Source organism: Xanthomonas sp. DAR 35659 (genome assembly GCF_041242975.1).
Classification (GTDB): Bacteria; Pseudomonadota; Gammaproteobacteria; order Xanthomonadales; family Xanthomonadaceae; genus Xanthomonas_A; species Xanthomonas_A medicagonis.
In genome coordinates, this window is the sequence record NZ_CP162488.1 from 2,222,009 (window position 1) to 2,237,347 (window position 15,339).

General features: G+C 67.1%; 10 protein-coding genes and 1 CRISPR repeat array. Of the genes, 7 read left to right on the plus strand and 3 right to left on the minus strand.

What is annotated here, in order from left to right; translation table 11 throughout:
* Position 1: 1 nt before the first annotated feature.
* Positions 2–232: a hypothetical protein gene (locus AB3X07_RS09490; protein ID WP_369944259.1), complete on the minus strand. Its 231-nt coding sequence runs from the start codon at positions 230–232 to the stop codon at positions 2–4.
* A 130-nt stretch (positions 233–362) separates the two neighbouring features.
* Here AB3X07_RS09490 and AB3X07_RS09495 point away from each other — a divergent pair, with 130 nt between their 5' ends.
* The 7 genes from AB3X07_RS09495 (at position 363) to AB3X07_RS09525 (ending at position 7,345) form a co-directional block, all read left to right on the plus strand.
* On the plus strand, positions 363–929 hold the full coding sequence (locus AB3X07_RS09495; protein WP_369944260.1) for a glutathione peroxidase: 567 nt from the start codon (positions 363–365) through the stop codon (positions 927–929).
* An 86-nt stretch (positions 930–1,015) separates the two neighbouring features.
* The gene (locus AB3X07_RS09500) at positions 1,016–1,981 is read left to right on the plus strand and encodes an FKBP-type peptidyl-prolyl cis-trans isomerase N-terminal domain-containing protein (RefSeq protein WP_369944261.1); all 966 of its coding nucleotides are present in this window, start codon (positions 1,016–1,018) and stop codon (positions 1,979–1,981) included.
* 15 nt (positions 1,982–1,996) lie between these two features.
* Complete coding sequence (locus AB3X07_RS09505; RefSeq protein ID WP_369944262.1) at positions 1,997–3,343, plus strand: UDP-glucose dehydrogenase family protein; 1,347 nt, start codon at positions 1,997–1,999, stop codon at positions 3,341–3,343.
* A complete protein-coding gene (locus AB3X07_RS09510; RefSeq protein WP_369944263.1) occupies positions 3,306–3,569 on the plus strand; it encodes a SlyX family protein in 264 nt (87 codons plus the stop codon). Before AB3X07_RS09505 ends, AB3X07_RS09510 begins: the two co-directional genes overlap by 38 nt.
* A 22-nt stretch (positions 3,570–3,591) precedes the next feature.
* Positions 3,592–4,320 carry a DUF2058 family protein gene (locus AB3X07_RS09515; RefSeq protein ID WP_369944264.1) on the plus strand — a complete coding sequence of 243 codons (729 nt, stop codon included), beginning with the start codon at positions 3,592–3,594 and terminating at the stop codon, positions 4,318–4,320.
* Between the two features lie 5 nt (positions 4,321–4,325).
* Positions 4,326–6,470 carry an acyltransferase family protein gene (locus tag AB3X07_RS09520; protein WP_369944265.1) on the plus strand — a complete coding sequence of 715 codons (2,145 nt, stop codon included), beginning with the start codon at positions 4,326–4,328 and terminating at the stop codon, positions 6,468–6,470.
* 134 nt (positions 6,471–6,604) lie between these two features.
* On the plus strand, positions 6,605–7,345 hold the full coding sequence (locus AB3X07_RS09525) for a transporter (RefSeq protein WP_369944266.1): 741 nt from the start codon (positions 6,605–6,607) through the stop codon (positions 7,343–7,345).
* Positions 7,346–7,415: 70 nt separating this feature from the next.
* A CRISPR array of direct repeats spans positions 7,416–11,172; the repeat unit is 31 nt; unit sequence GTTTCAATCCACGCGTCCGTGAGGACGCGAC.
* A 330-nt stretch (positions 11,173–11,502) separates the two neighbouring features.
* Here the strand turns inward: AB3X07_RS09525 and AB3X07_RS09530 are convergent.
* Positions 11,503–12,414 carry an NAD-dependent epimerase/dehydratase family protein gene (locus AB3X07_RS09530; RefSeq protein ID WP_369944267.1) on the minus strand — a complete coding sequence of 304 codons (912 nt, stop codon included), beginning with the start codon at positions 12,412–12,414 and terminating at the stop codon, positions 11,503–11,505.
* A 76-nt stretch (positions 12,415–12,490) separates the two neighbouring features.
* Positions 12,491–15,256, minus strand: a complete 2,766-nt coding sequence (gene metH / locus AB3X07_RS09535) for a methionine synthase (RefSeq protein WP_369944268.1) — start codon at positions 15,254–15,256, stop codon at positions 12,491–12,493.
* Positions 15,257–15,339: the final 83 nt, after the last annotated feature.

Here is a 15,339-nt window from a genome sequence, read left to right on the forward strand (position 1 = left end):
GTCAGCTCCGTGGGCGCAGCGTGTGCGCGAAGGAGAAATAGGGCATCGACAGCGAGGCGCGCATCCGCCGCGCGGGGGCGGCGGGTGCATCGTCGCTGTCTTCCTGCGGCTCGCTGGCGCCATAATCGGACGACCGTCCCTGGCCATACTGGGCGCCGACCCAACTCGCCGAGAGCAGGGCGCCGACGATGACCAGGGCCGGAAGGCTGCGCTGCATGCGTTGAAGGTTCATCGTGTCCCCTGCTCTGGATGAGTGGTGTTGTATTTAACTATAACACCGTTACACGTCATGTCAACACGATGACCGACCCAACCTATGGGCGACGTCCCGCCCATCCCTTTCTCCATGACACGGTGTCCCGATGAAACTTCCCAAGCGACTGTTTTTCCTTGCGATCCTGGCCGCCGCCGGCACCGTCGGCAGTGCCTGGGCAGCCTCGCTGCTGGACCAGGACTACCGTCCGCTGGCCGGCAAGGACAAGGTGAATCTGAACAAGGCCTATGGCGGCAAGGTGCTGCTGGTAGTCAACACCGCCAGCAAGTGCGGCTACACCCCGCAGTACGACGGCCTGGAGAAGTTGCAGCAGCAGTACGCGGCGCAGGGCTTCAGCGTGCTCGGCTTCCCGTCCAACGACTTCAAGGGCCAGGAGCCTGGATCGGAGAAGCAGATCCAGGAATTCTGCACGCTGACCTACGGCGTGAAGTTCCCGATGTTCGAGAAGGTGCACGTGCTCGGCGACGCGGCGACGCCGCTGTACAAGCAGCTGACCCAGGCCACCGGCGTGGCGCCGGGCTGGAACTTCCACAAGTATCTGATCGCGCGCGACGGACGCGTGGTGGCGCAGTTTCCGAGCAAGGTCGCGCCCGACGATGCGGCCTTGCGCGCGGCCATCGAACGCGAACTGAAAGCGCAGCCGGCATCACACTGAAACCGGGTCGATATCGTTGCCGCGCATGCGACAATGCGGCCTCTGCGCCATCGCGGCGCTCCAGTTCACTTCCAGGAAAGTAGCGAATGAAGAAGGGAATGCGCGGCGTTGCGGCGTCGCTGTTGATGGGGATGGCCGTGGTGGCGGGTAGTGCGTTCGCGCAGGCGCCGGGTGCCAAGCCGGCGGCGCTGACCAGCGAGAAGCAGAAGGTCAGCTACGCGATCGGCATGGACGTGGCGCGTTCGTTCGAGCCCATCGCCCAGGACATCGACGTGGACGCCATGCAGCGCGCGATCGAGAACGCGTTCAAGGGCGGGCAGCCCCTGCTGTCCGACGAGCAGACCAAGGCCACCGACGCCGCGTTGCGCACCCAGTTGGCCGCGCGCAGCGGCCAGCCGGTGCCGGGGATGGCGCCGGGCAGCCAGCCGCCGCCGGTGTCCAAGCAGAACGTGGGCCTGATGCTCGGCGATCGCGCGGTCGGCCCGTCGCTGGCGCAGATCAAGGACGAGATCGATCTGCCCACGCTGATGAGCGCGTTGCGCACCGCCTTCGCCAAGGGCGAGCCGGCGCTGACCCAGGAACAGGCGACCGCCGCCCTGCAGTCCTTCGCCGCCGCCAAGCAGGCCGAGATGAGCGCCAAGCAGGCCGGCATGGCCGCCGAGAACCGCCAGAAGGGCAACGATTTCCTGGCCAAGAACAAGACCCAGAAGGGCGTGGTCACCACGCCGTCGGGGTTGCAGTACATGGTGCTGCGTCAGGGCAGCGGCGAGCGGCCGATGCCGACCAGCAAGGTGCGGGTCAATTACGAGGGCCGGCTGATCGACGGGCAGGTGTTCGACAGCTCGTACAAGACCGGGCAGCCGGCCGAGTTCTCGCTCAACCAGGTGGTCCCGGGCTGGAGCGAGGGCGTGGCGCTGATGCCGGTCGGCTCCAAGTACCGTTTCTGGATTCCGTCCAACCTGGGCTACGGCGCGCAGGGCACGCCGGGCGGCCCGATCGGTCCGGATTCCATGCTGACCTTCGACGTGGAACTGTTGGGCATCCTTCAATAACCGAGAGGAGATTTCATGCGCGTAGCGATATTCGGCACCGGCTATGTCGGGCTCGTCACCGGAACCTGTCTGGCCGAGGTCGGCCATCACGTGGTGTGCGTGGACATCGACCAAGCCAAAGTGGATGGGCTCAACAAGGGCGTAGTCCCGATTTACGAGCCTGGCCTCTCGCCGATGGTCAAGGCCAATCACGCCGCACGGAGGCTGTTCTTCACCACCGACGCGGCCAGCGCCATCGCGCATGGGGATATCGTGTTCATCGCCGTCGGCACGCCGCCGGACGAGGACGGTAGCGCAGATCTGCAGTACGTCCTGGCGGTGGCCCGCACCATCGGCCAGCACATCCAGGGGCCGACCGTGGTGGTCAACAAGTCCACCGTGCCGGTCGGCACCGCCGACAAGGTGCGCGCGGCGATCGCCGCCGAACTGGACAAGCGCGGCGAGGCGATCGAGTTCGACGTGGTGTCCAATCCGGAATTCCTGAAGGAAGGCGACGCGGTCGCCGACTGCATGCGCCCGGACCGCATCGTCATCGGCAGCAGCAAGCCGGGCACCGCCGCGCGCCTGCGCCGCCTGTACGCGCCGTTCAACCGCAACCACGACCGCATCGTGGAGATGGACGTGCGTTCGGCCGAATTGACCAAGTACGCGGCCAACGCGATGCTGGCGACCAAGATCAGTTTCATGAACGAGATCGCCAACATCGCCGAGCGCGTCGGCGCCGACGTGGAGAAGGTGCGCCAGGGCATCGGCTCGGATCCGCGCATCGGCTGGCACTTCATCTATCCGGGCGCCGGCTACGGCGGCTCGTGCTTCCCCAAGGACGTGCAGGCGCTCGCCCGCACCGCACAGCAGTACGGCCACCAGGCCAAGCTGCTGGATGCGGTGGAGGCGGTCAACGAGGCGCAGAAGGGCCACCTGTACGAGCTGATCCAGCGCCACTACGGCGCGGCGCAGCCGCTGGCGGGCAAGACCTTCGCGGTGTGGGGCCTGGCGTTCAAGCCCAATACCGACGACATGCGCGCCGCGTCCAGCCGCCGTCTGTTGGCGCAGCTGTGGGAGGCCGGGGCGAAGGTGCGCGCCTACGATCCGGAAGCGACCCATGAAGCCAAGCGCATCTTCGGCGAACGCGACGACCTGAGCTTCTGCGAGGACGCCTTCGCCGCGCTGGAAGGCGCCGATGCGCTCGTCGTGGTCACCGAGTGGAAGCAGTTCCGCAGCCCGGATTTCACCCGGATCAAGGAACTGCTCGGCGACGCGGTGGTGTTCGATGGGCGCAATCTCTACGATCCGCAGGAAATCGAGACCTTCGACCTCGCGTACTATGGCATCGGCCGCGGGCGTTCGATCCGTGCAGCATGATTTCTCCACCCAGGATCGATTGCTGGAGAACCGGTTGATCGAGTTGGAGACGCGCCTGTCCTTCCAGGAACAGGCGCTGTCCGACCTGAGCGATGCGTTGGCCGAGGCGCGTGCCGAAAGCCAGCGCAACGCGACGTTGCTGCGCCACCTGCTGGAAGACCTGGGCAAGGTGCGCAGCACGCTGTACGCCGATCCCGCCGACGAACCGCCTCCGCCGCACTACTGATCCACCAACCGATCCCGACCCGATGAGCGATACCCTCCGCGACCAGTTGCTCGGCCTGGGCTTCAAGCCCGTGCCCAGACCCGAACGCAATGCGCCTTCCGCGCCGCCCGCATCGCGGGCACGGCCGGGACAGCGCCCGGCGCATGGCGATGCGGCGCGTGGCGAGCGCAATGCCGGCGGCGGTGCGCCGGGCGGCAAGCCAGGCGGCGCGCGCGCACAGGCGCCCGGCGATCGCCGCGGCCGACCGCAGGGTGCGGGTCGTCCGCAAGGCGCGCCCGGGCAGCCGCAAGCGCGGCCGCAGGGCGCACGGCCGCCGCGCAGCCGCGAGGACATCGACCTGGCCAAGGCCTATGCGATCCGCGCGCAGCGCGAGAAGGACGAGCGCATCGAGGCCGAACGGCTCAAGCAGGAACAGGCGCGCCTGCGCCGCGAGGCGCGCGCCAAGCTCGATGAACTGCTGCAGGGCCAGGCATTGAACGCGGCCGATGCCGACATCGCCCGCCATTTCCCGTATGGCGGCAAGATCAAGCGCATCTACGTCACCGCCGAGCAGCTCAAGGCGCTCAACGCCGGCGAGCTGGGCGTGCTGCAGCAGAACGGGCGCTATCTGCTGGTGACGGCGGCGCTGCTGGACCAGGCCGAGGCGATCTTCCCGGCGGCGGTGGCGCTGCGGGTCGACCCGAATGCCAGCGCCGAGGAAGACCCCTACGCCGATCCCAAGTACCAGATCCCCGACGACCTGATCTGGTAAGCGCCATGGATCCAGGGAAGGAGGCGCCAGGCGCGGCGCGTCTGCATGCCGCGCCGTCGGTGCACGCGTCGGGCTATCTGCCCTATGTGGATGGCTTGCGCGCGCTGGCGGTGGTGGCGGTGATCGCCTACCACCTAGATCCTCGCTGGCTGCCGGGCGGCTTCACCGGCGTCGACGTGTTCTTCGTGATCTCCGGGTTCGTGGTCAGCGCCTCGCTGCAGCGCCTGCCCGCGGCCGGCAGCCTGGGCGTGTTCGCGCAGTTCTACGCGCGCCGCATGCGCCGCATCGCGCCAGCGCTGGTGGCCTGCCTGCTGGCGACCGGTCTGGCCAGCGGTCTGTTCATTCCCGACTCCTGGTTGAGCGAAACCAGCGCCAAGACCGGGCGCATGGCCTTCGTCGGCCTCAGCAACTGGGTGCTGGCCGCCACCGGCAACGACTATTTCTCGCCCAAGGCCGAATTCAACCCGTACACGCATACCTGGTCGCTGGGCGTGGAGGAGCAGTTCTACCTGCTGTTCCCGTTGCTGTTCCTGGCCTGGAACCGCGGCGGCCGCGGCCGCGCGTGGTCCACGCTGCTGGTGGCGCTGGCGTCGGCCGCATCGCTGGCCTATGCGTTCGTGCGCAGTCGCGGCGGCGGCGATGCCGGCGACGCGTTCTACCTGACCACCGCGCGTTTCTGGCAACTGGGCAGCGGCGTGTTGCTGTACCAGGCGCTGGCGCTGAGCGGACGTTTCGATGCCGGCCTTGCGCCTGCGCCGCGTGCGGCCTGGCACTGGCGTTCGCCGTTGTTGGCGCTGGCGCTGGGGGTGGTGGGCTACGGTTTGTGGCGCGCGCGCCCCGGCCATTCGCCTTGGCCCGATGGCCTGTGGCCGGTGCTGGGCACGCTGGGCCTGCTGGGATTGCTGCACGGCGCGCCCGCCGGCTGGATCAAGCGCGCGCTGTCTCAGCGTGCGGTGGTGGCGATCGGCCGCGTCTCCTATTCGCTGTACCTGTGGCATTGGCCGGTGTTCGTGGTGTTTCGCTGGACGGTGGGCCTGGACTCGGCGCTGGCCAAGGCGCTGGCGCTGCTGCTGCTGGCGGCGCTGGCGATCGCCTCGTACCGTTGGGTGGAGTTGCCGTGGCGCAGCGGCCGCATCGGCAAGGCGCGTACGCCGGCGCGGACCATCGCCGCCGGGCTGGGCCTGATCCTGCTCGCCGCCGGTGCGCATGCGCTGCTGCTGGACACGCAGCGCTACTACTCGCTGAGCACGGTGAGCCGGCATCCGCTGGACTGGTATGCCTACGCCAAGGATCTACGCAAGGACTTTCCGCACTGCGCGCTCAGGACCGGGCATGTGGGGGGCGCCAAATCGTTCGAGCGCGGCGACTGCGACCTGCGCGCCAGCGGCCTGGAGGCCCCGCGCACGCCGACCCAGTTGTTCGTCGCTGGCGATTCGCATGCGCTGGCCTACAACGAACTGCTGCGCCGTTTCGCCCTGCAGCGCGGCGTGGCGGTCCGCCTGTATGGTGTTGGCGGTTGCGCGATCGTCGGCCTGCAGGCCTGGCAGGCGACGCACGCCGGGTGCCAGGCCTACGAGCGCAGCACCCTGGACGACGTCGCCGCGCATGCGCGCGATGGCGATGTGCTGTTCCTGCCGGCGTTGCGGCTGCTGCGCCTGGCCGAGCAGACCGAACTGTTCGACGAGGCGGCGGTCATGGCCGAGCAGGACAGCGCCGCGGCCCGGGCCGCGCGCGCGGCCGGCGAGGACGCGGCGGTCGCGCTGCTGCACCCGCTGGCGCAGCATGGCGTGCGCATCGTGTTCGAGGCGCCCAAGCCGCTGTTGCGTGCGCCGCCCTACCGCTGCTCGGACTGGTTCAACCGCGGCAATCCGATCTGCGCGCGCGGCACCGAGATCCAGCGCGCGACCATGGAACGCTACCGCGCGCCGGTGCTGCAGAGCCTGCAGCGGATCGCCGCGCGGTTGCCGCATGCCACGGTGTGGGATCCGCTGCCGGCGCTGTGCGATGCCGAGCGCTGCGCGGGCATGCGCGACGGGCGACCGTTGTTCTTCGATGCCGACCACCTCAGCGGGTACGGCAATCGCGTGCTGTTGCCGGGCTTCACGGCGCACATCGAGTCGATCCAGGCACACTCGCCAACGGCGCCTTGAGGCGTAGCCGTCGTCCCCCGCACGCAAGGAGTTCGCGCATGCCTGTCTCATCCTCTCTTGCGCCACGGCCGTCTTTGGGGTCCTGCGCCGCCACAGATCGGGGGCGGCACAGAGCGGCCGCGCTTGTGCGCTGCATGCTACTGCTGGCCGCCCATGCGGGCATCGCCGGCGTGGCCAGCGCCGAGGATGCGCCGGCCTTCGACCGGCCCGGGATCGGCTTCGCGTCGACCACCCTGGGGCGCGGCCAGGTGGCCTGGGAGCAGGCGTTCTTCGACGGCAGCTACGATCGCAGCGGCGGCGTGCGCAGTACCGAGTACGTCGCCGACAGCCGGCTGCGGATCGGCCTGAGCGCGCGTACCGAGTTGCAGTTGGCGATCGACAGCCAGGTCTGGCAACGGGTACGCGGCGGCGGTGAGGACCGGCGTGGGCACAGCGGCGGCGATGCCAGCATCGGCATCAAGCAGGCCTTGCCGAGCGCGCGCGACGGCTTCACCTGGGCAATGCTGGGCAGCGCCAGTCTGCCGGTCGGGCGCCCGCCGTACGGCGAGGCCGGACACCGCTACGACCTCGGCGTGACCGCCGGCTGGGATCTTCCCGCAGGGCGCAGCCTGGCGCTGTACGGCAACCTCAGCGACAGCGAGGACGGCTCCGGCTGGAGCGTCTCGCCCAGCTACACCTTCTACGCCGGCGACACCCTCAGCGCCTACGTCGAAGCCGGCATCGGTGGCGGCGAGGACGAGATGCGCGCCCTCGGCAGCGGTGTTACCTGGCTGTTCGCCGAGCGCGTGCAACTGGATCTGTCGGTATTGCGCGGCCTGTCGGCGCAGACCGACGACTGGCAGGGCGGCCTCGGCATTTCGGTGTTGTTGCGCTGAGCGTTGAGTGCCGCCGCTCCTGTGAGGGCGCGACCCACGTGCCCTTAGGCGTGGTGGTCCCGATCGCGAAGTTTCAATGCACGCGCCCGTGAGGGCGCGACGCGCCTGCTCTGCTTCGAGCTGGTCCATGTGGATGTTTCAATCCACGCGTCCGTGAGGACACGACCGCCGCATCGCGCAGCAGTGGGAACGTCTGAAACGGGTTTCAATCCACGCGTCCGTGAGGACGCGACGGTTGGTCGGATCGGGGCAGGGCGATGCCCAATGTTTCAATCCACGCGTCCGTGAGGACGCGACGCTGCGATGATCGATGCCTTGCGCGATGCCATGGCGTTTCAATCCACGCGTCCGTGAGGACGCGACCGTATTTCGAGCAGTACGGCGACGCCCGGGTAAAGTTTCAATCCACGCGTCCGTGAGGACGCGACACCAGTACGCGGGCGGGTTGGCGAGCGCGGATGCGTTTCAATCCACGCGTCCGTGAGGACGCGACTTGCCGTGCGCATGCAGGCTGCCGCGTCGCGCCTGGTTTCAATCCACGCGTCCGTGAGGACGCGACGAATGTCGCCGTCGCAACGCACACGTGGGTTCTGTTTCAATCTACGCGTCCGTGAGGACGCGACCTCGTGCGGCGCCCACTCCCCCCACTGCTTTAACAGGTTTCAATCCACGCGTCCGTGAGGACGCGACCGTGGGCAACGGGTCAAGCAGCAGAGCTATGGCCCGTTTCAATCCACGCGTCCGTGAGGACGCGACCGCGCCTGTGTGTTCGGCGTCGTCCAGCCCGCTTGCGTTTCAATCCACGCGTCCGTGAGGACGCGACGAGCGCCCAGCGAGCTTGAACTGCATCATCGCCGTGTTTCAATCCACGCGTCCGTGAGGACGCGACCCTGTTGCGCAACGTACTTCTTTGCCAGCGTATCGTGTTTCAATCCACGCGTCCGTGAGGACGCGACTACAGCGTGTTCGCCCGCCTGCGTTGTAACTGCATGTTTCAATCCACGCGTCCGTGAGGACGCGATGCTCCAGCTTGGCCTGCACCTTGGCGTTGGTGATGACGTTTCAATCCACGCGTCCGTGAGGACGCGACAAATCGGCCCGGTGTTGCCCAAGGTGCCGACGAAGTTTCAATCCACGCGTCCGTGAGGACGCGACACAGCTGCTGGATTAGCTCGCGGTCGGCCGGCGTGTTTCAATCCACGCGTCCGTGAGGACGCGACTCGACGATTCCATCCTCCTCGGGTGGAAGCAAATGTTTCAATCCACGCGTCCGTGAGGACGCGACCAGCTCGTGGACCAGCGGGACTTTCAGCTACGCGTTTCAATCCACGCGTCCGTGAGGACGCGACACTTTGATGCGCGCCGGCTGGCTCGGCGACCTTACGTTTCAATCCACGCGTCCGTGAGGACGCGACGGCGGATGCCGTGGAGCGCCTGGCACAGCTACAGTTTCAATCCACGCGTCCGTGAGGACGCGACCAGGTAATTGCTCCCCTGGTGGCGTCCTAAGTGGCTGTTTCAATCCACGCGTCCGTGAGGACGCGACCGGCCATAGCCGTATCTCCTCGCGAGTGGCATGTTTCAATCCACGCGTCCGTGAGGACGCGACCCAGTGCGATGGACTGGTCGTGCCGATCCAGCTTGTTTCAATCCACGCGTCCGTGAGGACGCGACGTGGCCGCGTGCGGCGCCAATCCGCGAGCCTGAGGTGTTTCAATCCACGCGTCCGTGAGGACGCGACGACGCCGCCGGCTGGTTCTGGACCGTCTACAAAAGTTTCAATCCACGCGTCCGTGAGGACGCGACGGTGCGCGCGGCGTCATCGAAGACGCATTGAAAGTTTCAATCCACGCGTCCGTGAGGACGCGACAATTTGGAATTTTGCAGCGGTGATCTGCAAATTTTGGTTTCAATCCACGCGTCCGTGAGGACGCGACATCGTCGCCCTGCTGCTGTGGCTGGCGTTTCGGCGGTTTCAATCCACGCGTCCGTGAGGACGCGACCTGGCGCTGATCGCCGGGCACCTAGCAGACGGGTTTCAATCCACGCGTCCGTGAGGACGCGACGCGCCAGCACCACCGCAACCCCTGACCAAAAGGTTTCAATCCACGCGTCCGTGAGGACGCGACAGTACGGGAGCCATCTGGCTGATGCCCTAGACGAGTTTCAATCCACGCGTCCGTGAGGGCGCGACTCGCCGGCGTGTCCAACTTGCTGTCCGAGGGCAAGTTTCAATCCACGCGTCCGTGAGGACGCGACAAGATGGGCTGTCGGGCATGGGGGCGAGTGTCACTGTTTCAATCCACGCGTCCGTGAGGACGCGACGCTCGCGCACTGGTGCTTGTCGATCAGGATGGCGGGTTTCAATCCACGCGTCCGTGAGGACGCGACCTGGCACATCACGCAGAACGGGTGCTGTTTTAGGTTTCAATCCACGCGTCCGTGAGGACGCGACGGCATGCGACGCTGCCGTCACGCATGCGATACGTTTCAATCCACGCGTCCGTGAGGACGCGACGGCATGCGACGCTGCCGTCACGCATGCGATACGTTTCAATCCACGCGTCCGTGAGGACGCGACCATGCTTACGCCTGCGAAGATCGATTCCGCCATCAAGTTTCAATCCACGCGTCCGTGAGGACGCGACACATGGAGGACATGCGCGACGCGATCGAGGCGGCGTTTCAATCCACGCGTCCGTGAGGACGCGACAGGCGCGGTGCGACCCAGGCCCCGAAGTTCTTTGAGTTTCAATCCACGCGTCCGTGAGGACGCGACGCGAAACCGGCGGCGACGGCGGCGCGGGTGCGCGAGTTTCAATCCACGCGTCCGTGAGGACGCGACCAGGAACGACGCATATGCCTATGGGCGGAAATGGTTTCAATCCACGCGTCCGTGAGGACGCGACTCGCGCTTCGCTTCCTCGACCATGACGAACGCGCGGTTTCAATCCACGCGTCCGTGAGGACGCGACTCCGCCTGATGATCCTATGCGGCCAGCGCGTGCAAGTTTCAATCCACGCGTCCGTGAGGACGCGACGGGATCCATCGGCGCAGGCTTCGGCGCGCTAGCGTTTCAATCCACGCGTCCGTGAGGACGCGACGGCCGCAATTCGCTCGATGCCGCGTTCGGCCTGGTTTCAATCCACGCGTCCGTGAGGACGCGACTCGTCGCGTGCCGGCACAGGCGGCTGCATGAACCTCGTTTCAATCCACGCGTCCGTGAGGACGCGACCGTGTAGCTGCTACCAAGCTTGGACGGCGACTCTGGTTTCAATCCACGCGTCCGTGAGGACGCGACCTGTAGCGGCTCTTTTTCTTTGGTGGCCGGCATGTTTCAATCCACGCGTCCGTGAGGACGCGACGCGGTGGTCTCGCAAGAGACCTACAACGACAACGGTTTCAATCCACGCGTCCGTGAGGACGCGACCGCATCGGTCTGGACGCCATCGAAGCGGTGATCGAGTTTCAATCCACGCGTCCGTGAGGACGCGACCAACTACAAAACTGAACAACATGTCCGATTTCAAGTTTCAATCCACGCGTCCGTGAGGACGCGACCGACACGGAAATCCCCTACCCCCTGCGCCCCGTAGTTTCAATCCACGCGTCCGTGAGGACGCGACCTTGTTCAGTTGCAGCGACGCCGGATCGATTTCATAGTTTCAATCCACGCGTCCGTGAGGACGCGACGAGCGTGCAGCCGTCGCCGTTGCCATGATCGTCCATGTTTCAATCCACGCGTCCGTGAGGACGCGACCCGCCGCCGAGCAGCACGCACGCACGCTGTTCCCGGTTTCAATCCACGCGTCCGTGAGGACGCGACACCGTCAGCATAACTGTCGGCGGGGATTAAGGAAAAAATGTCGATTCCGCGAAACGGGTGTGTGGCGACCTGCAGGGGAAGGAATCGTCTTGCTCAGTTTCATGGTGCTCAGGAATTTCGCTTTACTGATCAATTGCTTGCCGGGATTCGCGAACCCGCCGGAAAAACACCGGGTGCTTCCGGTTCGCGGCCGTCGGCGCATGCGGAGCGCGCAATGCGTTTGCGCGTTGGCGAATCCGGCGTATCCGCCAACGCGGTGCCAGGCCCGCGGGTAGCGCTCGCGTCCTTGCATCACCGTCCGACCACGATATGCCGATCGGGGCCGGGCGTTCAGTCGCTGGCCGCGCTTCCATCATTAGGCGGGAGCACCTCGGGAACATGCGTGTCGTACTGGTGCAACACCTCGGCGAAACCATGGCGCGGTTGCCAGCCCAGTGCGTCAAGCGCCCGTTGCGGCGAATAGACGCGATCGATCCGTTCCGGCAGCGCCCAGCCGCGTTGCGCGAACGCCGCCACCAGCGCCGGCGCACGGCGTTGCAGGACCGCCGGTGCCGCGCCGTGCAGGTCGGCGCGATCCTCGCGCAGGAACGGTGTGGCCCCGGAAATCACGAACGTCGCCGCCGCTGGTCCGGCATGCCGCAACGCCGCGGCATGGGCCTCGGCGACGTCGCGTGCGTCGATGCCGCGATGCAGGCGGAACGCGGCCATCACGTTGACCGGCTCCGGGAAGCAGCGCGACATGCGCAGGATGCGCACGCTCGGTCCGCCCTGGACGGCCGCCTCGTGCAGCAGCGCCTCGGCTTCCAGCTTGGTGTGGTGATAGATAGTCTGCGGCTGCGGCGGCAGCATTTCGTCGACCCAGCCGGCGCTGCCGTGGGGAGTGGCGGCGCTGCCGTACAGCGCGGTGGTGCTGGTGAACACGATGCAGCGCACGCCGGCCGCCGCGGCGGCATCCAGCACGCGGCGCGTGCCGTCGACGTTGACCTGGCGGAAGCGCGCCGCCGGCACATGTGCGACGTGCGGGGCATGCAGCGCGGCGGTGTGGATCACCGCGTCCGCGCGGTGCAGCGCCCGCGCCAGCAGTGCGGCGTCGTCGAGGTCGCCGACCCAGTCGGCGGTGGAGCAGGGCGTCCGGTCGAAGCCACTGACGCGGTGCTCGCGCGCGAGCCGGATGTGGATCGCGCGGCCGACCCGGCCGGCGCTGCCGGTGACCACGATCTTCAGCGGGGACGAGGTGGGCATCGGCATCGGCAGTGGGTGGGAAGGGCGTGTGTGATGGCGAAGCAGGCAATGCTGGCGCCTGCGACGGCCCAGGGCCTCACTCCGGATCGTAATCCAGGTTCGAGGCCAGCCAGCGCTCGGCCTGCTGTACCGGCACGCCCTTGCGGCGCGCGTAGTCGGCGACCTGGTCCTTGCCCAGGCGCCCGACCACGAAGTACTGGCTGCGCGGGTGGCTGAAGTAGTAGCCGGACACCGCCGCGGTGGGCAGCATGGCGAAGCTCTCGGTCAAGGTCATGCCGGCGTTGCGCCCGGCATCGAGCAGTGCGAACAGGGTCTGCTTCTCGCTGTGCTCGGGGCAGGCCGGATAACCGGGGGCAGGGCGGATGCCGCGGTACTGCTCGGCGATCAGGGCCTCGTTGCTCAGCGCCTCGTCCTGCGCATAGCCCCAGAACTCGGTGCGCACGCGCTGGTGCAAGCGTTCGGCCAGCGCCTCGGCCAGGCGATCGGCCAGCGCCTTGAGCAGGATCGCGTTGTAGTCGTCGTGCGCCGCCTCGAAGCGCGCCACATGCGGCTCGATGCCGATGCCGGCGGTGACTGCGAAGGCGCCGATCCAGTCCTGCTTGCCGCTCTCGCGCGGGGCGATGAAGTCGGCCAGGCAGAAATCCGGGCGCTCGACGGGCTTGTCGACCTGTTGGCGCAGGAAGTGCAGGAGGTGCCGGGATTGGGGATTCGGGAATGGGGATTGGCCTTGCTCTTGCGATTCCGAATTCCCGATTCCCGATTCCCGGTGGGCCGTCAGGACCACCTCGACATCGTCGCCCACGCTATTGGCCGGCCATAGCCCGAACACCGCCTTGGCGGTCAGCCACTTCTCGGCGACGATGCGTTCGAGCATGGCGCGCGCGTCGCGGTACAGCTCGCTGGCCTGCTGGCCGACGATCTCGTCGGTGAGGATCGCGGGGAACTTGCCGGCCAGCTCCCAGGCCTGGAAGAACGGAGTCCAGTCGATCAGCGGCAGCAGGTCGTCCAGCGGGTAGTCGTCGAACACGTGCAGGCCGGGCTGCCGCGGCGCCGGCGGCGTGTAGCCGTCCCAGCCGCCGTCGAAGCGTTGCGCGCGCGCCTTGTCCAGCGACACCAGGCGCTTGGCGTCGCCGCGGTTCTTGTGACGCTGGCGGATCTCGGCGTAGTCGGCGTCGTTGGCGGCGACGAAGGCCGCGCGCAGGTCCTTGGAGATCAGCGACTGCGCCACGCCGACCGCGCGCGAGGCATCCTTGACCCACACCGTCGGCGCCGCATAGTGCGGGTCGATCTTCAGCGCGGTGTGCGCGCGCGAGGTGGTGGCGCCGCCGATCAGCAGCGGCATCGAGAAGCCCTGCCGCTGCATCTCGCGGGCGACATGGGTCATCTCCTCCAGCGACGGGGTGATCAGCCCGGACAGGCCGATGATGTCGGCGTTCTCGGCGCGCGCGCGGTCGAGGATGGTCTGGGTCGGCACCATCACCCCCAGGTCGATCACGTCGAAGTTGTTGCAGGCCAGGACCACGCCGACGATGTTCTTGCCGATGTCGTGCACGTCGCCCTTGACCGTGGCCATCACGATCTTGCCGTTGGACTTGCCGGTGTCGCCGGTGCGCAGCTTCTCGGCCTCGATGTAGGGCAGCAGGTAGGCCACCGCCTTCTTCATCACCCGCGCCGACTTGACCACCTGCGGCAGGAACATCTTGCCGGCGCCGAACAGGTCGCCGACCACGTTCATGCCGTCCATCAGCGGCCCTTCGATCACGTCCAGCGGCCGCGTCGACTGCTGCCGCGCCTCCTCGGTATCGACCTCGACGAACTCGTCGATGCCATGCACCAGCGCATGGCTGAGCCGGTCGCGCACGGTTTTCTCGCGCCACGCGAGCTTCTCGCGATTCCCGATTCCCGAATCCCGATTCCCGGCTTTTTTGTAACGCTCGGCGATCTCCAGCAGGCGTTCGGTGGCGTCGCGGCGGCGGTTGAGGATCACGTCCTCCACGCGCTCGCGCAGCTCCGGGTCCAACTCGTCGTAGATCGGCATGCCGCCGGCGTTGACGATGCCCATGTCCATGCCGGCGGCGATGGCGTGGTACAGGAACACCGAGTGGATCGCCTGGCGCACGGTCTCGTTGCCGCGGAACGAGAACGACACGTTGGAGACGCCGCCGGAGACGTGGCAATGCGGCAGGGTCTGCTTGATCAGGCGGGTCGCCTCGATGAAATCGACCGCGTAGTTGTCGTGTTCCTCGATGCCGGTGGCCACGGCGAAGATGTTCGGATCGAAGATGATGTCTTCCGGCGGGAACCCGACCTGCTCGGTGAGGATGCGGTAGGCACGGGTGCAGATCTCCACCTTGCGCGCGCAGGTATCGGCCTGGCCGACCTCGTCGAAGGCCATCACCACCGCCGCGGCGCCATAGCGCAGCACCTTGCGCGCCTGTTCGACGAACGGCGCCTCGCCTTCCTTGAGCGAGATCGAGTTGACCACGCTCTTGCCCTGCAGGCACTTCAGCCCGGCCTCGATCACGCTCCACTTGGAGGAATCGACCATCACCGGGATGCGCGCGATGTCCGGCTCGGACATGATCAGGTTGAGAAAGCGCACCATCGCCTTCTCCGAGTCGATCAGGCCCTCGTCCATGTTGACGTCGAGGATCTGCGCGCCATTGGCGACCTGCTGGCGCGCCACCTCCACCGCTTCCTCGTAGCGCTCTTCCTTGATCAGCTTGCGGAACTGCGCGCTGCCGGTGACGTTGGTGCGCTCGCCGATGTTGACGAACAGCAGGTCCGGGGTCAGCAGCAGCGGCTCCAGGCCGGACAGGCGGGTGTGGCGGGCGGAGGACATGGTTCAGCGTTCCGGAAGCGGGGACAGGCAGGCGCGCACGCGGACGGCGTGGCGCATGCGCGGGGCGATGCGGGTGGCGAGGA